This window comes from Leisingera sp. ANG59 (assembly GCF_013317235.1).
Classification (GTDB): domain Bacteria; phylum Pseudomonadota; class Alphaproteobacteria; order Rhodobacterales; family Rhodobacteraceae; genus Leisingera.
Window position 1 is genome coordinate 140046 of sequence record NZ_WLCM01000004.1, and the last position, 16938, is coordinate 156983.

Consider the following 16938-nt stretch of genomic DNA (forward strand, 5'->3'; position numbering starts at 1 on the left):
TCACCAACTGATTCCCGGAGCGCATCTATGATCCGCATCGCCCTTGCAGCCGCCTTGCTGGCGGCGCCGGCCTATGCTTCTGAAACCAAAGAAGAAAGCTGCAAATACCAGGGCCAGGTCATGGCCGCAGTGCAGCAGGCGCGGCTGGACCGGGTGAAGCAGGAAGAGGTGGAGCAGGCCGTTCTGGACAGCGAGCCGGAATGGCCTGAAGCCTATTCCAAAGCGATCCCGCAGCTTACGAGCCACGTTTACGCGATGAAGCGGCGCGACCTTAAGGAGACCGACCTTGGCGCGCTGTTCGAACAGCAGTGCCTGCAGAACTGGGATCAGATCCAGGCGATGCAGAAACAGCTGAAGTCGAACTGATATGTCCCTGCCGCCCGGTTTTCTGGATGAACTGCGCACCCGCATCAGCATTTCTGATGTCGTCGGGCGCAAGGTTATGTGGGATCAGCGCAAGTCGCAGCCGGGCAAGGGCGACTATTGGGGGCCGTGTCCGTTTCACCATGAAAAGACTGCGTCCTTCCATGTGGAGGACCGCAAGGGATTTTATTATTGCTTCGGCTGCCACGCCAAGGGCGACGCGCTGAAGTTTGTCCAGGAAACTGAGAACGTCGGTTTCATGGAAGCCGTGGAAATCCTGGCAGGCGAAGCGGGCATGGAAATGCCCAAGCGCGATCCCCGCGCGCAGGAAAAGCAGGACCGCCGGACGCTGCTGGCCGATGTGATGGAGCAGGCGGTGCAGTTCTTCCGCCTGCAGCTGAAAACCAATGCCGCACAGGATGCGCGCGCCTATCTGCAGCGGCGGGGGTTGACGGCGCAGGCGCTGGACCGCTGGGAGATCGGCTTTGCTCCTGACGGCTGGCAGAATCTGTGGGATGCCTTGCGCGGCAAAAACGTGCCCGAGGACCTGATCATCGGGGCGGGGCTGGCCAAGCCGTCGAACAAGGGCGGCAAACCCTATGACACCTTCCGCAACAGGATCATGTTCCCGATCCGCGATGCACGCGGCCGGGCAATTGCCTTTGGCGGCCGGGCAATGGACCCGAACGACAACGCCAAATACCTGAACTCGCCCGAGACTGAGCTGTTCGACAAGGGCCGCAGCCTTTACAATCACGGGCCTGCGCGGGCCGCCTCGGGGCGCGGCTCCACCCTGGTTGTGGCCGAGGGCTATATGGATGTGATTGCGCTGGCAGAGGGCGGCTTCCAGTCCTCCGTGGCGCCGCTCGGCACCGCCATTACCGAAAACCAGCTGCAGATGCTGTGGCGGATGTCGGATGAGCCGATCATCGCGCTGGATGGCGACACCGCGGGCATTCGCGCCGCGATGCGGCTGATCGACTTGGCGCTGCCCTTGCTGGAGGCGGGCAAGTCGCTGCGCTTTGCCATTATGCCGGAGGGCAAGGACCCGGACGACATGATCCGCAGCGAAGGGCCGGAAGCGGTGCAGGCGGTGCTGGATCAGGCGATCCCGATGGTCAAGCTGCTGTGGCAGCGCGAGACCGAGGGCAAGGTCTTCGACAGCCCCGAGCGCAAGGCGGCGCTCGACAAGGCCTTGCGGGAAAAGATCCGGCTGATCCGCGATCCCTCGATCCGCAAGCATTACGGCGACGACATCAAGGAACTGCGCTGGCAGCTGTTCCGCGGCAACCGGGACAGCGGCAGCTACCAGCAGCGGGGCGGCAAGGGCGGGGGCTTCCGCGATGGCGCCCGCGCGCCCTGGAAACCAGGAAAGGGATTTGGCCCGATACCGCAGCCGCGCGCAACTACACGCTCCTCTCTGGTGGCGGGTTCAGATGATGAATCCTTTGCCGCCATGCGCGAGGCAGTGATCCTGGCCACGGCCATCATCACACCTGAAGTGATCCCGGAATTCGAAACCAGCCTGGAGCGCCTGCAATGCGCCGATCCGGACTTGGCAGCCTTGCGCGACATGGTGCTGCGCCACGGCATCAGCGCACCGGAGCGGCTGCGTGAGGAAATCGATTGGTCTTTGGGGCCTCATGCCCTTGAAAACCTCTTTGCCCTTCGCCACGTTGCAATCATCCCATGCCTGCGCAAACCCGGCGATACCGAACTGGCCAGCATGACGCTGGCCGAAGAGCTTGCAAAACTCGAAGCGCTGCGCGGGCTGGATGCGGAACTGGCAGAAGCCGAAGAGGATTTGCATGGCCTTGCAGATGAAGCGCTGACATGGCGGCTGCGGCAGGCGGCAGAGGCCAAGAACAAGGCCCTGCGCAGCGAAAATGAGGACAAAGCGACGTATGACGTGGGCAAAAACGGCGCCCGGCTCAACCGGGATGAGCGCGACGCCTTTGGTGCCCTTTTGGACCGGATCGGCTTTTCCGAGAAGTAACACGTGGGAGTGATTCTGCGTTTTGCTAAGGAAGAGCACAGGAAAATTGGGTAAACGGGGTGACGAATCAGATGATCGCGCTAATGATTCGCTCAGCGAATCGCCCCGCAGCCCCTGAGTAGGAGCATTTAATGGCCGCCAAAGACACCGACGACCGCAAACCTGACGATCAGGACGCCGAAATCTCCCTTGATATGAGCCAGGCTCAGGTCAAGAAGATGATCGCGGAGGCCCGCGAGAAAGGCTACATCACCTACGATCAGCTCAATCAGGTTCTGCCGCCGGACCAGGTCAGCTCGGAACAGATCGAAGACGTGATGTCGATGCTCAGCGAAATGGGCATCAACATCATCGAGGACGAAGAGGCCGAGGAAGAAGAGAACAAGGGCACCACTGACCTTGTGACCACCGAAGGCCCACGCGAGGTTGCGCTGGCGGGTGCCCAGACCGAGAAGCTGGACCGCACCGACGACCCGGTGCGCATGTACCTGCGCGAGATGGGTTCGGTCGAGCTCTTGAGCCGCGAAGGCGAGATCGCCATTGCGAAACGAATCGAGGCGGGCCGCAACACCATGATCGCGGGCCTCTGTGAAAGCCCGCTGACCTTCCAGGCGATCACCATCTGGCACGACGAACTTCTGTCCGAGGACATCCTGCTGCGCGACGTCATCGACCTGGAGGCCACCTTCGGCAACCAGCTGGACGAGGACGGCGAAGAGGAAGAGCCGGTTGTCGACACTTCCGCCGTGGCAGCGGCCAAACCGGCCAAGGAAGAAGGCCCGGAGCTGGACGCCGACGGCAACCCGATTGCCAGTGATGATGACGACGACGAAGACGATCAGGCCAACATGTCGCTGGCCGCGATGGAAGCCGCGCTCAAGGACCGGGTTCTGGTCACGCTGGAGCGGATCTCCACTGACTTTGCCGAGCTCAGCGAAATGCAGGACAGCCGGATCTCGGCAACTCTGAACGAGGACGGCTCCTTCAGCAGCGAAGACGAGGCGCGCTATCAGTCGCTGCGCTCGGAAATCGTCGAGCTGGTGAACGGCCTGCACCTGCACAACAACCGTATCGAAGCGCTGATCGACCAGCTTTACGGCATCAACCGCCGCGTCATGCAGATCGACAGCTCGATGGTGAAACTGGCTGACCAGGCCCGCATCAACCGCCGCGAGTTCGTGGACGCCTACCGCGGCCGCGAGTTGGACCCGAACTGGCTGTCCGACATGGGCGAGAAGCCGGGCCGCGGCTGGCAGATGTTCATCGAACGCTCCACCGACAAGGTTGAGGAGCTGCGCGCCGACATGGCCCAGGTGGGCCAGTATGTCGGTCTGGATATCTCTGAGTTCCGCCGCATTGTGCAGCAGGTCCAGAAGGGCGAGAAGGAAGCCCGTCAGGCCAAGAAGGAAATGGTCGAGGCCAACCTGCGCCTGGTGATTTCCATCGCCAAGAAATACACCAACCGTGGCCTGCAGTTCCTGGACCTGATCCAGGAGGGCAACATCGGCCTGATGAAGGCGGTGGACAAGTTCGAATACCGCCGCGGCTACAAGTTCTCGACCTATGCGACTTGGTGGATCCGTCAGGCCATCACCCGCTCCATCGCGGATCAGGCCCGGACCATCCGGATTCCGGTCCACATGATCGAGACCATCAACAAGCTGGTACGCACCGGCCGCCAGATGCTGCACGAGATCGGCCGCGAGCCGACTCCGGAAGAACTGGCCGACAAGCTGCAGATGCCGCTGGAGAAGGTCCGCAAGGTGATGAAGATCGCCAAGGAGCCGATCTCGCTCGAAACCCCGATCGGCGACGAGGAAGATTCGCAGCTGGGCGATTTCATCGAGGACAAGAATGCCGTGCTGCCGCTCGACAGCGCCATTCAGGAAAACCTCAAGGAAACCACGACTCGGGTTCTGGCCTCGCTCACCCCGCGTGAGGAAAGGGTTCTGCGGATGCGGTTCGGCATCGGCATGAACACCGACCACACGCTGGAAGAAGTCGGCCAGCAGTTCAGCGTGACCCGTGAACGGATCCGCCAGATCGAGGCGAAGGCGCTCCGGAAGCTGAAGCACCCCAGCCGAAGCCGCAAACTGCGTTCGTTCCTGGATCAGTAAGTCAGAAGGCGCCCCACGGGGCGCCTTTTCATTTGTTAAGGAGCAGTGTTTTGCGTATTTTCCTGTCCGGCTTAATTTTTCTGGCATTCAGCACGCCGGTTCAGGCTTGCCCCGAAGGCTCCGAGACCCTGGTCTCCTGCACATTTGGCGGTGGATCAAAGGCGCTGACAACCTGTCTGCACGGGAAACAGGCAACCTATGCATTCGGAGCGCCAGGGCGGCAGCCGGAACTGTCAATGAAGCGGCATGTCCGGGATGTCGGTTTGACTCCATGGCCAGGCATCGGCGGGTCAATCTGGGAGGAAGTCATCTTCAGCAACGGCGATGCCCGCTACATCGTTTACTACAGTGTCTCAAAGGATCCCGGAGCGCTTACACCTATGGAAGGTGGAGTGATTGTCGAAAGTAACGGCAGCGAATTGGCGCATCTGCGGTGTGATGCCGGAACCGTGGACAGCGGCTACCCTTTGCCGCTGTTTGACGCAAAAGTCGCGGCAGGGCAGGAATACTCCCTGGAAACGGGGGAGTGGGAATAGGTGAAAGTCAAATCGTCAAGCCCGGACCCGGAGTACCAGAACCTTATTGTCTTCGATGGCGAATGCGCGCTGTGCGCCGGCTTCTTCCGCTTCATGCTGCGCCATGACCGGGCCGGCAGGTTTGCCTTTGCCACCGCGCAATCGCCGCTGGGGCAGCAGCTCTACAGTGATCTGGGCCTGCTCGCGGATGATTTTGAGACCAACCTGGTGATCGTTGACGGCCGCTCCCATCAACGTCTTGACGCCTTTGCCGCGGCAATGCGGGCGCTGCCGTGGCCCTGGCAGATGCTGTCTGTCTGCCGGTTCCTGCCTGGGTGGCTCAAGGATCCGCTGTACGTCAGTATTGCCCGCAACCGCTACCGCCTGTTCGGACGGAGTGACACTTGCATGATCCCCGGTCCCGAAGTCCGCGCCCGCTTTGCCCGCGGGGGGTATGGCCGATGAGGGACGCTTTTGGTGAAATCATCGCCGCGAAAACTCTGCAGGTGCCGCCGACGCTGATGCGGTTTCATGCAGAACCGCCGGAACGCAGCTTTGGCGTGGTACGTGTCGAGGGCGGCACCCGCTGGGCGAAGCTGCTGGCCCGGCTTGCAGGATTCCCGCCGCCGATGCCGCAGACCCGGTTCCGGCTTGACGTCACACCGCAGGGAAACGGTCATGTCTGGCGGCGTGTTTTCGGCAGGCATCAGACCCGGTCGTTCCTGCGCTATGATGCGCGCCGGGGCCGTGCGCTGGAGCGCTTTGGCCCGGTCGAGCTGGAGCTTTCAGTCCGGATGCAGCAGGGCGCACTGATGGTTTCGGTAGAAAAAGCCCGCTTGTTCGGACTTGCGCTGCCACGGGCTCTGTGCCCCGAAAGCGCGTCCATGGAATTTGAAACGCAGCAGGGGCACCTGGGGTTTGACATCTCCGCCAGCTTGCCAAAGATCGGCCAGCTGGTGCGCTACACCGGCCACATTGAGCTGCCGGAACTGAACCTTCGGCGTTAACCATTTGCTAACCGTAGCGTTGCCCGTTTGCGGCCCGCGCCATAAACTCGCAGCATCCGCATTTACCTTCCGGGGGGAAGAAGATGTCTGCACATGCCGATTTGAATGGAGCGCTGGATGCGCTGCAGGGAAAACTCCAGTCGCTGAACAACTTGGTGCGCGCCAACCAGTTCATGGTGGAGGCGATGGCCAGCCAGGGCGACGCTCTGAAACAGATGAGCAGCGACCGAACAAAGGACATGCTGCGCCATCAGGCCCGGGCTCGGTTTCATCCCGAAACCGGAACTGCACCTGATGCAGCGGTTCTGGCCATTCTCGAAGAAGTACTAGCTGTTCAGCAAGAGAGTGCAGAGATCATTCCCTTTCCTGTCCGGGCCTGACACTTGCAGGCACACATCTGCGGGAGGTTGCCGCCAAATCCTTGATCGCCCCTTGGAGGCAAAGAGCTCATTCCCTATGTTGAAATGAACTTAGGGAAATTGCGGATGAAAAACCTCATTGCTGCCGCTGTGCTGGCTTGCGCCTTCGCCGCTCCCGCTGCTGCAGATACCTTCCTTGGCAACCGTGGTGTGCGTGTTCTGCCGGTCAACGATATCGTCTTCGAGGTGGTGCCGGGCCGTTCTGGTGGCACTTGGGACTATTGGTGCGCCGCGGCGCAATATGCCCGCCGGGTATTGGGGGCGAAATGGACCGACCGCTACTACGTGGTGCGCGGGCGGGACGTCAGCGTCACCACGGGGCGCCGGTCTTCAGTGCAATTCACACTTAAACCAGAGCAGGCAGGTGTACCTGCCAAGACGGGCTGGCTGTCGCTGGGTTTCCGTTCTGGCGAGAGTCTGTCTGTGCAGCAGGGGTATGGGTACTGCGTGCAGGCGCCGGCGCTGTAGTTCCAGCCCGGGCGCGGTGCGGTGCGGAGTTCACTGCCAGCCACAGCATTGTGCGGCTGCTGCGAGAGAGCGCAGGATATTCTGGTCACAACCTTTTGGGCTGGGTTTCCTCGGCAGCCAGCAGAAAGATGCCGTCTGTATGCCCCAAGTATTTGTGATAATTTGGAATTTCCAGGGCGCGTGTAGCGGTGCCCTGCGTCGTCTTGGCTTGAAGCCTAAGGACGGTTCTGCCCGCACACCAGTGTGAATGGCCTGTGCTTCGGATTTCCTTACCCTGAAAGCAGGGCGCAGCGTTTTGCGTCTCGTTGAAAGAAAGGGTGCCGCCATGAAACCTGCCTCCGCAACTGCAATCGCCGTCACGATCCTGGCACTCGGGCTGTCCGGCAGTGCCGAAGCCAATGCCAGCCGCCACAGCATACGAGTTAATCCAATGCCGGGCGGCATATTCGAAGTGATACCTAAAACTGGAAACGGTTACTTGTTCTGGTGCGGCGCCGCTGACTATGCCCACCGCGTTATAGGGGCACCATGGAATGCCAGCTTGCACATATCACGCGGTCTGGGACCAAGTGAAACCACGGGGCGCAGGTCCGCGGTTCAATTCACGCTGGATACAAGTTTGGCCCAAACGCCTCCGCCGGGCGGTTACGGGTCTGTTAACAGCCTGCAAGCTGGTGATACAATGAGTGTTCAGAGAGCGTTTGATTATTGTTTTGTGCCGTTCGGACGGCCGTGAAGTTATTGTGATCCACGGCCATTCCGGATGGCGGAATAGGAGGTTGAGATGACCTGCAAGAGACTGTGGCTGTCTGGAATGCTGGCATTGGTTTTGTCCGTGCCGGTGCCAGCGTCCGCTTGGAGGGCGATGAACCGCAATGAAGTGCTGCCGGTCTCCGAGGGGGTTTGGGAAGTGGTGGCCCGGAGCCGCTCCGGCGCCCAAGACTACTGGTGCAGCATTGCCGACTTTGCCATCCGCCAGCTGAGAGCGCCGGTGAACCAGCGGATTTACGTCTGGCGCGGAGAGGGGCCGTCGGTGAACCGGCCTGGCCGCAAAGCGGTGCAATTTGCTTTTGGCCTGCCGCCGGGGGTTCCGGACCGCTCAGGCAGCCTGTCGCTCAATGTGCGCGAAGCAGGGGACAGCCTGCGGGTAACCTCGGCGCAGAACTATTGCTATGACCGGCTGCCCGGGCGCGACCGCTGGCTGCCGTAACAAGCGGAGGCCGCAGGTATAGGGTTGCCTGAACGGCTTACGAAGGCCAGAAAAGCCTCATGCAGCATGACTTCACCATTCCGACGCGCGGGCAGGGGCTTTATGAATTTACCCGCGAAGTGACGGCCTGGGTGGCGGCAAGCGGTTACCGGGACGGGCTGTTGACGCTGTTTGTCCGCCACACGTCCTGCTCATTGCTTATCCAGGAAAATGCCGACTCTGAGGTGCAGGGGGATCTGCGGGCGTTTTTTGCCCGCCTGGTGCCGCCGTCGTCCGATCCGTCGATGACATACTTGCGTCACACCTATGAAGGGCCGGACGACATGCCTGCTCATATCAAGGCTGCGATGATGCCTGTCAGCCTGTCGATTCCGGTGCGCAGCGGCGCAGCGATGCTGGGCACTTGGCAAGGTATCTACCTGTTTGAACACCGCGATGCGCCGCACCGGCGGCAGGTTGCCGCACACTTGGCCTGAACCTCTTTATCTAGCGGCGGAAAATGCCCCCTACCCAAATTATGGAGGGTCGCCTATAGTTGTGGATAACCGGAGAAATTCCGGCACAAAAAGCAGGCTGACAGGATTGAGGGAGCAGGCGGATGCGCTGCCCATTTTGCGGAAATATCGACACCCAGGTCAAGGATTCACGCCCCGCCGAGGATCATGTTTCGATCCGCCGGCGCCGGTTCTGCCCGGCCTGCGGCGGCCGTTTCACCACCTATGAGCGGGTCCAGCTGCGTGACCTGGTGGTGATCAAGACCAATGGCAAGCGCGAGGATTTCGACCGCGACAAGCTGGAGCGCTCGATCCGCATCTCGATGCAGAAACGCCCGATTGAGCCGGAGCGCATCGACCAGATGATTTCAGGCATCGTGCGGCGGCTGGAAAGCATGGGCGAGACCGATATTCCCTCCAAGAAAATCGGTGAGATCGTGATGGAGGCGCTGGCCCGGATCGATACCGTGGCCTATGTGCGATTTGCCAGCGTGTACAAGAATTTCCAGGCGGCTGACGACTTCGAGGATTTTGTTCACGAGCTGCGCCCGCCGGTGGCCCCGGAAGAATAATGGACACAGATCACCGTTACATGGCGCTGGCGCTGTCCCTGGGGCGGCGCGGGCAGGGCAATTGCTGGCCGAACCCGGCCGTTGGCTGCGTCATCGTGCAGGGCGGCCGGATTGTGGGCCGCGGCTGGACCAAGCCGGGCGGCCGCCCGCACGCCGAGACCGAGGCGCTGGCGCAGGCCGGGGAAGCCGCCCGCGGCGCCACCGCCTACGTGACGCTTGAGCCTTGTTCCCATCAGGGCGAAACGCCGCCATGCTCTCAAGCGCTGATCGACGCAGGGGTGGCGCGGGTTGTTGCTGCGATCGGGGACAGCGATCCGCGGGTTTCCGGCCAGGGCATCCGTATGCTGCGCGATGCAGGCATCAGGGTGGACACTGGCGTCTGGGGCGCCCAGGCGGCGCGCGATCATGCCGGATTTTTCCTGAAAACCGAGCAGGGCCGCCCGCTGGTGACCCTGAAGCTGGCCAGCAGCTTTGACGGCCGCATTGCCACCGGATCGGGGCAAAGCAAATGGATCACCGGGCCGGAGGCGCGCCGTGCGGTGCACGCGATGCGCGCCCGCCACGATGCGGTGATGGTCGGCGGCGGCACGGCGCGGGCGGATGATCCCTCGCTGACGGTGCGCGATCTGGGGGTGGAGCATCAGCCGGTGCGGGTGGTGATCTCGCGTCATCTGGACCTGCCGCTGATGGGCCAGCTGGCCCGCACTGCCAAGGACGTGCCGGTATGGCTGTGCCACGGCCACGGCGCCGATCAGGAACGTATCCGCGCCTGGGAGGGGCTGGGCGCCAGACTGATTCCCTGCGCATCGCACGGTGTGCAGCTGGATGCCGGCGATATTCTGCAGCAGCTCGGCGCTGCCGGGCTCACCAGGGTGTTCTGCGAAGGCGGCAGTGCGCTAGCGGCGTCGCTGCTGGCCTTTGACCTGGTGGATGAGCTGATCGGCTTCACCGCTGGTCTTGGCATCGGGGCTGAAGGGCTGCCCTCGATCGGCGCGCTGGGCATCGGCCGGCTGGAGGAAGCACCGCGCTTCGAATTGGTTGAATGCCGGCTTATCGGCAAGGATATCCTGCACCGCTGGACCCGGGCACTGCGCTGAGCACAGTATTTTCAAGCGTCAATCAGGTGTCAACCGGACCCGCTTTAGCGCCACAGATGGGCGTAAGTGGCAAACAGCCCCTGCAGCTTGAACAGCAGCCGGTTGCTGAGGCCCGGATGCGGCAGACGGCCCTCGCGCAGGCGCATGACCGCAACTTCCGGCGGGCAGGGCTGGCCGGTCACCGGATCGAAGTAGCGGGGATAGTCGATCAGGGTTGCGTGGGCGAGACCCAGTAGCGGCACCTGCGCCTGCCGCCAGGAGGGGGCCGGCGCCAGGTCGGCAGTGAGCCCCCAGCCAGCATAGAATGGCGTTCCCAGCGTGGTCACCTTCACCCCGCGCAGCAGTGCCTCGAATCCCAGGAGCGAAGTCATTGTCCAGACTTCCTCCACTTCACCAAGCAGCGCCATCGGGTCTGCCTGTCTGGCAACAACGTCGGCCAGCCCTTCTGCCGCAACCCGGCCTTTGCGCAGGCCTGCCTCCACATCCGGGTGCGGCTTGTAGACGATCACTGCCTCCGGGTTGGCCGCCCGCACGGCGCGCAGAAGATCCAGGTTGGTCCGGACTCCGCCGGCGCCGCAGAGGATCGAGGCGTCGTCCTCCACCTGGCCCGGCACCAGGATGCGGCGGCCTGCGGGCAGGGCCGGGGTGGCGCCGCCGAGATTGTATTTGGAAACACCATCCCTAATCAGCGATTGAACCAGGCGCTCGGCTCGCAGCTCCTCTGCCTGGGTCATGTTCACGCGGCGTGCTATCAGCGCGTCCAGATCCGAGGGCGTGCGCGGGTCATAGTAGATCCCCCGGTGGTCGGTCACTAGCGACAGGGGCGGCACCAGCTCTGCGCCCAGGCCGCGCGACCGCAGGAAGCCGTCCTCCACCTGCACCGCACCGGCATGGCCCTCCGAGGCCTTGCCAGCCCAGACCATCCGCCTGCGGCCGCTGGCCTGTGCCTTGGCGGGGACGTCGGTGAACAGCACCCGCTTTTCCGAGCCAAAGAATTTTTGCAGCGGCTTGCGCTTCCACAGCCGCATGCCGGCGGCCGCCCAGCCATGGTGGTCTTGTCTCCAGGCCCGTGCCAGGGCCTCCAGGCTGTCCAGCACTGTTTCCAGTTCGCACAGTTCATCCCGGAACGGGTCGTACCATTTGGGGTATAGGATCATCGCCGCCGCAAACAACTGCGCCCGGGTCAGACGCCGCTGCCGCCGGGGCGGCGGGGCGTCGTCCACGCTCAGCCCCCAGCCCGCATAAAACGGCTGCCCGAACACCCGCGGTTTGTGGCCCGCCAGAATCGCCTCGAATCCCAGCTGCGATGAAACTGTGTAAACCCCGACCGCCCCCTCCAGCAGCGCCCACGGGGAGACACTGCCCGTAAACAGTTCCACACGCCCATGCGCATCATCGGCATCGTAGTACCCCGCACGGAAGCCGCGCAGCGTCTCGGGGTGGGTTTTAATCAGCACCCGCGCACCGGGATGCTCCTCTTGTGCAAATGCCAGCATCTCCAGGAAACGCGCCCGGTCCGCGCGTGAGGCGGTGACGGAAGCATCATCGCGTGCCTGATCCGCAACCAGCACATAGCCGGGCGCAGGCACTGGTTCCTCGGGATTAAAAGCGTTGTACTTGCTGAGATGCGCGTCCTTGAGGCGGGCAATCGCATCACGTGCCCGGCGCATCAGATGCGCGTCATCCAGCGGGTGGCTGGCCAAAAGCTGCTCCAGATCCGACGGCACGCCAGCATCGAAATGCACTCCTGCCCGGTCCAGAAGCAGCCCCGTGGGTGGCTCCCCGGCGCGGCCGGGATTTACCGAGCGCAGGAAGGCGTCCTCCACCCGCAAGAGCCCGCAGCCGCGGCGTTCGGCCACCGCAAGGCCGCGTTGCGCAGTGGGCGAGGCGCCCCAGATGCCGACCAGATCCTCCGGCCGGGGCAGGCCCAGCCGGATATCATAGCCTGACAGCTGCAGAATCCGCCGCACCCGGCGCTGGGTCAGAAAGCCGCCGTTGTAAACAAAAAGCCGGGACGCATTGTTCCCGGCTTCCTGGCGGCCTGCTCTCAGGCTCATGCTGCCTTAGCCGCTAACCGCTGAGGACGTGCTGGCCAGAGAGCCCACCGGGGCCAGCAGCAGCGAGATGGTCTTGGTCCACTGGGCGTAGGGTGCTTCAGTCACATAAAGCGTGTCGTCGTCGCGGATCACAAAATCGCGGGCCATAAACAGCCCATTCGGCTGTGTCAGGTTCAGCACGTAGACCATCCGCTGCGCGCCGATCAGATCATCCCGGCCCAGCACCTGGTTGGCAATCTCGGCAGGCTCATTGCGCAGCACGAACACGCCGGTAGGGTCTGCGGCCGTGGAGATCAGGCCGCCGACCTGGGCAATGGCTTCCAGCGCCGACAGGTCCTGGCTTTCAAACGGCACCCGCGCTTGGGCCGATGTTGCGCCCAAGGCAGTGAAGGAGCGTGTGTCTTCCTCGACCAGAATGCGGTCACCGCCGCGCAAGGCCACGTCCAGTTCCGGGTGGTCAAACAGGTCCTGGAACCAGATCTTTCCCTTTTCCCGGCCCCGGATCACGGTGACCTGGGCAATTTCAGGCTGGATCGTCACGCCACCAGCCTGAGCCAGCATTGCCGACAGGGTTCGGGTCGGGCGCTCGATCGGATAGACGCCCTGCGCGCCCACAGAACCGGTCAGGCTGACCGTGGCACCATCCCCTGCCAGCCGCCGCACTTGCACCTGAGGGTCGGGGGTTTGATCCTCGAGCTTTTTGGTGATGGTTTCGCGCAACTGCTCAGGGGTATTGCCGGAGGCGCGCAGGCGGCCCGCATAAGGCACGAAGATGTAGCCGGCGCTGTCGACCTGCACCTCTTCCAGCACAGTAGAGTTGGTGGCTTCTGCAGCCAGCAGCCCGTCATCCACGTTTTCCCAGACCGTCAGTCCGAGAACGTCGCCGGGGCGGATGGTGTCCGAGGTCAGCTTGCCCGCCGATGTGAACCCGGAGGAAAAGCCGAGTGCCGGAACCACAGCTGTGGCACGGGCAACCCGGTCATTGACGGAAACGATAAAGGCATCGCCTTCGCGCTGTACCGAACCGGCGAAAATCTGGCGCTTGTTAGGGCCGACTTTTGGCAGCCCGCAGGACGCCGCAAGCGCCAATGCCGCCAGCATTGCCACGGGGCGCGCCCAGCGAAGGGGAACGGATTTCACTGCTCGGTCTCCTCGACCAATTATTGTTTGCCTCAAGTTTTAGGGGCAACCTAACTGGCTGGCTGGAAAAAATCCAGCCTTTGGGCCGATCCGCTTCAGGTCACCAGCCGCAACTGTTGCCGTGGTGCCGCTGTGCCCAGCCGCAGCGCGTCATAGGGGTCTTCACCCGCCAGCATCATGTCAGCAACCTGGCGCAACAGCTGGCGACGGCCTTCGCGTGAATAAAACCCGCCGGGCACTTGCGAGGTTTCCAGCAGGAAGCGCCGGTAATCTTTATAGGCGCGGCTGTCAGGTCGCGCAGGGGCCGCAAAGAACTGGGCCAGCGGTTGTTCCGACACAAACTCCGGCTTGCCATAGACAGCGCGGCCGAACACCCGCAGAGGGATGCCGCGCCACAGCACCTGCTGGCCTGCGGTGGAATTGACTGTCACCGCGCTGCGCGCCTCATTCAGCAGCTGCGCCAGCTTGCCGCCGCGCACATAATGGACCCGGCCTTCAAGGCCATGCTCCCGCGCCAGCCGCCGCAAGGTACGGCGCACCTGGGCGCGGCCATCCTCCAGCGGATGTGCTTTGATAACCAGATGGTGATGGCGTGGTGCGCCTTCTGCAAAACCGGTAATCACCTCCGCCAGAAAATCGCCCATGCTGGTGAACGGGGAATGCATCTGGAAGGAACTGTCATGCTCCAGCTGAAGCAGCGCCAAGTGATAGGGAAAGCCGCCATTACGGATGCGCCGTTCCGCCAGCCGCCGTTCCAATGCCTGTACGGGCATCAGCAGCAGCCGCTTCAGATACAACTGGAATTCCTTAGTCACTGGCAGCGCCCGGTGGGGCCGGAAATTGCGGTATTTGCGGTTCCGGAACATCACGAACCAGTGGTACAGCGCGCCATAAAAAACATGCTGGCGCATGTCGCCCCAATGGGCGGGCGGCAGCGATGCCTCCATGTCGGACAAGGCCAGCGCTTCCTGCATCCCGGATACGGTCATTTCCATCAGCCGCGAATGGCCGTTGGCGCCGCCGCGCTCATAGGTTACCCAGTAGGGGCGCAGATAGCCTTCTTCAAAAACATGCACGGTGATGCCGCGCCGCCGCGCCGCCTCAACGGCAGTGGCGTGTATGGGGCGGGTGTCCCCATACAGCACGATATCCGTCACGCCACGGCTTTCCAGCAGACCTGCCACATAATCCGGCCAATCCTGCGGACTGCCGCGATAGGGAAGGTAGCTGGCCTTGGGGCGCCAGAATGCCTGGTCGCCGGCATTGAAACCCACCCGCGCCACCTCGCATCCCGCCGCCATCAGCATCCGGCCGAGCGCGGCAAAAAACGGTCCGTGCGGACCTTGCAGGAACAGGAAGCTGCGGTGGTTCAAAGCGGCGTTCGGCATCACGAGTATTGTTTTAAGGGAGTGGATTCAGGGTTTGATTAACATTTGACTGGGGCGAAACTATGGCTGTGCCGGCTGTGAACACAAGCCGGGGCTTGTGAAGGAAGCGCGGCTTGGCTACCTCTGCGGCAGGAATGACATATCACCTGCGGGGAGCGCACCCATGTTTACTGGCATCATCACCGATGTAGGAACCATTGCCGAACTGGAACAGCAAGGCGACCTGCGCGCCCGCATCAAGACCAGCTACGACACGGCAACCATCGATATGGGGGCCTCAATCGCCTCCGATGGCGTCTGCCTCACGGTGGTCGCGCTGGGCGACGACTGGTACGATGTGCAGATCTCGGCAGAGACGGTGTCCAAAACCAACCTGGGCGATTGGTCCGTGGGTAAGCGCGTGAACCTGGAGCGCGCCCTGAAAGTGGGAGATGAGCTTGGCGGCCATATCGTCTCCGGCCATGTGGATGGCGTTGCGGAGGTGGTGGAGTTGCACGATGAGGGGGACAGCACCCGTGTCACCCTGCGTGCACCGAAGGACCTCGCACGCTTCATCGCGCCCAAGGGTTCGGTCGCGCTGAACGGCACCTCGCTGACGGTGAACGATGTGGAGGGCTGCGATTTCGGCATCAACTTCATCCCGCACACCAAGGAAGTCACCACTTGGGGCGACGTGAAGCTGGGCGACCGCATCAACCTGGAAATCGACACCTTGGCCCGCTACGTCGCACGGCTGCACGAAGCAGGCTGAGCAGGCCAGCTCTTCATCTTTCTCCAAAAACTTCTGGGGAACGCCGGTGGGCCGAGGGGCAGCGACCCTCAGTGTCCTGAGCGCAGATGCACAGGGCGCGTCCGGACGTCCGGTTGCCGTTTGCAGGACTGGCATTTGCCGCTGGCCTGGGCTATCTGGCTGGGAAAGAACCCGCAGTGCCAGGCGTGCTGCCCAAGCGCATCGAAAGGCTGCCATATGAGCTTTGAAACACCAGGGCCGGTTGAGGCGCAATTGCGCGATGCCATTAGCCCAATCGAAGAGATCATCGAAGAGGCCCGCCAGGGCCGCATGTTCATCCTCGTCGACCACGAGGACCGCGAGAACGAAGGCGACCTGGTGATCCCCGCCCAGCATGCCGATGCGGCTGCGATCAATTTCATGGCAACCCACGGCCGCGGCCTAATCTGCCTGACCATGCCGGCCGAGCGGATCGAGGAGCTGGGCCTGCCGATGATGGCGCTGCACAACTCCTCGCGCCACGAGACCGCCTTTACCGTCTCCATCGAGGCGCGTGAGGGGGTTTCCACCGGTATTTCCGCCGCCGACCGTGCCCTGACCGTGGCCACCGCCATCGATCCGGAGAAAACCGCGGCCGACATCGCAACCCCGGGCCATGTCTTCCCGCTGCGCGCCCGCCGGGGCGGGGTGCTGGTCCGCGCGGGCCACACCGAGGCCGGCTGCGATGTCGCCCGTCTGGCGGGCCATTACCCGTCGTCGGTGATCTGCGAGATCATGAAGGAAGACGGCACCATGGCGCGTCTGCCCGACCTGGTCGAATATGCGCAGAAGCACGGGCTGAAGATCGGCACCATCTCCGACCTGATCACCTACCGTGCCCGCAACGACAATCTGGTGGTGGAAACCTCGCGCGAGACCGTGACCTCGGAAATCGGCGGCGAGTGGGAAATGCGGCTGTTCACCGATCAAACCCACGGTATCGAGCATGTGGTGATGATCAAGGGCGACATCACCACGCCGGAGCCGGTGCTGGTGCGCACCCATGCGCTGCATGAGGCAACCGACATCCTGGGTCTCGGCCCCAAGTCCGCCCGCCAGCTGCCCCGCGCGATGGAGATTATTGCTGAAGAGGGCCGCGGTGTTGTGACCCTGTTCCGCCAGCCGCGCAACGCGCTTTATGCCAACGAGGACGAAGGCCCGCGCACCGTGACCATCAAGCAGACCGGCATCGGGGCGCAGATCCTGTCGAGCCTGGGCCTGCATGAGCTGGTGCTGCTGACCGACTCGCCCTCGACCAAATACGTCGGGCTGGACGCCTATGGCTTGGCCATCACCGGCAGCCGCCCCATTCTGAAGGACGCTTGA

17 protein-coding genes are annotated in these 16938 nt (G+C 62.8%); 14 read left to right on the forward strand and 3 right to left on the reverse strand.

Translation table 11 applies throughout. The features are described from left to right. The first annotated feature begins 27 nt into the window (after window positions 1-27). The 12 genes from GKC28_RS05030 (at window position 28) to ribD (ending at window position 10258) form a co-directional block, all read left to right on the forward strand. Window positions 28-366: a hypothetical protein gene (locus GKC28_RS05030; protein ID WP_174145626.1), complete on the forward strand. Its 339-nt coding sequence runs from the start codon at window positions 28-30 to the stop codon at window positions 364-366. Between the two features lies 1 nt (window position 367). Further along, entirely contained in the window at window positions 368-2359 is a 1992-nt protein-coding gene (dnaG, locus tag GKC28_RS05035; RefSeq protein ID WP_174145628.1) for a DNA primase, read from the forward strand. Between the two features lie 131 nt (window positions 2360-2490). Continuing rightward, on the forward strand, window positions 2491-4476 hold the full coding sequence (gene rpoD / locus GKC28_RS05040; RefSeq protein ID WP_174145629.1) for an RNA polymerase sigma factor RpoD: 1986 nt from the start codon (window positions 2491-2493) through the stop codon (window positions 4474-4476). Window positions 4477-4526: 50 nt separating this feature from the next. After that, window positions 4527-5012 carry a hypothetical protein gene (locus tag GKC28_RS05045; protein WP_174145631.1) on the forward strand — a complete coding sequence of 162 codons (486 nt, stop codon included), beginning with the start codon at window positions 4527-4529 and terminating at the stop codon, window positions 5010-5012. Continuing rightward, window positions 5013-5456, forward strand: coding sequence for a DCC1-like thiol-disulfide oxidoreductase family protein (locus tag GKC28_RS05050; RefSeq protein ID WP_174145633.1), 444 nt, complete (start codon window positions 5013-5015; stop codon window positions 5454-5456). After that, a complete protein-coding gene (locus GKC28_RS05055) occupies window positions 5453-5998 on the forward strand; it encodes a DUF4166 domain-containing protein (protein WP_174145635.1) in 546 nt (181 codons plus the stop codon). Before GKC28_RS05050 ends, GKC28_RS05055 begins: the two co-directional genes overlap by 4 nt. An 83-nt stretch (window positions 5999-6081) precedes the next feature. Continuing rightward, the gene (locus GKC28_RS05060) at window positions 6082-6378 is read left to right on the forward strand and encodes a hypothetical protein (RefSeq protein ID WP_174145637.1); all 297 of its coding nucleotides are present in this window, start codon (window positions 6082-6084) and stop codon (window positions 6376-6378) included. A gap of 105 nt (window positions 6379-6483) precedes the next feature. Continuing rightward, the gene (locus tag GKC28_RS05065) at window positions 6484-6885 is read left to right on the forward strand and encodes a hypothetical protein (protein WP_174145639.1); all 402 of its coding nucleotides are present in this window, start codon (window positions 6484-6486) and stop codon (window positions 6883-6885) included. 784 nt (window positions 6886-7669) lie between these two features. Next, entirely contained in the window at window positions 7670-8095 is a 426-nt protein-coding gene (locus GKC28_RS05070) for a hypothetical protein (protein ID WP_174145641.1), read from the forward strand. Window positions 8096-8154: 59 nt separating this feature from the next. Then, window positions 8155-8571, forward strand: coding sequence for a secondary thiamine-phosphate synthase enzyme YjbQ (locus GKC28_RS05075; RefSeq protein WP_174145643.1), 417 nt, complete (start codon window positions 8155-8157; stop codon window positions 8569-8571). A gap of 122 nt (window positions 8572-8693) precedes the next feature. After that, window positions 8694-9161: a transcriptional regulator NrdR gene (gene nrdR / locus GKC28_RS05080; RefSeq protein ID WP_019294728.1), complete on the forward strand. Its 468-nt coding sequence runs from the start codon at window positions 8694-8696 to the stop codon at window positions 9159-9161. Next, window positions 9161-10258, forward strand: coding sequence for a bifunctional diaminohydroxyphosphoribosylaminopyrimidine deaminase/5-amino-6-(5-phosphoribosylamino)uracil reductase RibD (ribD, locus tag GKC28_RS05085; RefSeq protein WP_174145645.1), 1098 nt, complete (start codon window positions 9161-9163; stop codon window positions 10256-10258). Before nrdR ends, ribD begins: the two co-directional genes overlap by 1 nt. Before the next feature lie 44 nt (window positions 10259-10302). Here ribD and GKC28_RS05090 read toward each other — a convergent pair whose 3' ends face one another. The 3 genes from GKC28_RS05090 to GKC28_RS05100 all read right to left on the reverse strand — a co-directional run bounded on the left by GKC28_RS05090 (window position 10303) and on the right by GKC28_RS05100 (window position 14843). Then, the gene (locus GKC28_RS05090; RefSeq protein ID WP_174145647.1) at window positions 10303-12315 is read right to left on the reverse strand and encodes a capsular polysaccharide biosynthesis protein; all 2013 of its coding nucleotides are present in this window, start codon (window positions 12313-12315) and stop codon (window positions 10303-10305) included. 6 nt (window positions 12316-12321) lie between these two features. Continuing rightward, window positions 12322-13455 carry a polysaccharide biosynthesis/export family protein gene (locus GKC28_RS05095; RefSeq protein WP_174145649.1) on the reverse strand — a complete coding sequence of 378 codons (1134 nt, stop codon included), beginning with the start codon at window positions 13453-13455 and terminating at the stop codon, window positions 12322-12324. Window positions 13456-13550: 95 nt separating this feature from the next. Next, window positions 13551-14843, reverse strand: a complete 1293-nt coding sequence (locus tag GKC28_RS05100; protein WP_174145651.1) for a capsule biosynthesis protein — start codon at window positions 14841-14843, stop codon at window positions 13551-13553. A 163-nt stretch (window positions 14844-15006) separates the two neighbouring features. On the opposite strand from GKC28_RS05100, the gene GKC28_RS05105 reads away from it, so the two are divergent. Next, complete coding sequence (locus GKC28_RS05105) at window positions 15007-15594, forward strand: riboflavin synthase (RefSeq protein WP_174145653.1); 588 nt, start codon at window positions 15007-15009, stop codon at window positions 15592-15594. 216 nt (window positions 15595-15810) lie between these two features. Then, window positions 15811-16938, forward strand: coding sequence for a 3,4-dihydroxy-2-butanone-4-phosphate synthase (ribB, locus tag GKC28_RS05110; RefSeq protein WP_039184167.1), 1128 nt, complete (start codon window positions 15811-15813; stop codon window positions 16936-16938).

Coding starts and splice junctions, on each gene's coding strand:
- GKC28_RS05030 (WP_174145626.1), top strand. CDS start 28: ATGATCCGCATCGCCCTTGCAGCCGCCTTGCTGGCGGCGCCGGCCTAT.
- dnaG (WP_174145628.1), top strand. CDS start 368: ATGTCCCTGCCGCCCGGTTTTCTGGATGAACTGCGCACCCGCATCAGC.
- rpoD (WP_174145629.1), top strand. CDS start 2,491: ATGGCCGCCAAAGACACCGACGACCGCAAACCTGACGATCAGGACGCC.
- GKC28_RS05055 (WP_174145635.1), top strand. CDS start 5,453: ATGAGGGACGCTTTTGGTGAAATCATCGCCGCGAAAACTCTGCAGGTG.
- GKC28_RS05060 (WP_174145637.1), top strand. CDS start 6,082: ATGTCTGCACATGCCGATTTGAATGGAGCGCTGGATGCGCTGCAGGGA.
- GKC28_RS05065 (WP_174145639.1), top strand. CDS start 6,484: ATGAAAAACCTCATTGCTGCCGCTGTGCTGGCTTGCGCCTTCGCCGCT.
- GKC28_RS05070 (WP_174145641.1), top strand. CDS start 7,670: ATGACCTGCAAGAGACTGTGGCTGTCTGGAATGCTGGCATTGGTTTTG.
- GKC28_RS05075 (WP_174145643.1), top strand. CDS start 8,155: ATGCAGCATGACTTCACCATTCCGACGCGCGGGCAGGGGCTTTATGAA.
- nrdR (WP_019294728.1), top strand. CDS start 8,694: ATGCGCTGCCCATTTTGCGGAAATATCGACACCCAGGTCAAGGATTCA.
- ribD (WP_174145645.1), top strand. CDS start 9,161: ATGGACACAGATCACCGTTACATGGCGCTGGCGCTGTCCCTGGGGCGG.
- GKC28_RS05090 (WP_174145647.1), bottom strand. CDS start 12,315: ATGAGCCTGAGAGCAGGCCGCCAGGAAGCCGGGAACAATGCGTCCCGG.
- GKC28_RS05100 (WP_174145651.1), bottom strand. CDS start 14,843: ATGCCGAACGCCGCTTTGAACCACCGCAGCTTCCTGTTCCTGCAAGGT.
- GKC28_RS05105 (WP_174145653.1), top strand. CDS start 15,007: ATGTTTACTGGCATCATCACCGATGTAGGAACCATTGCCGAACTGGAA.
- ribB (WP_039184167.1), top strand. CDS start 15,811: ATGAGCTTTGAAACACCAGGGCCGGTTGAGGCGCAATTGCGCGATGCC.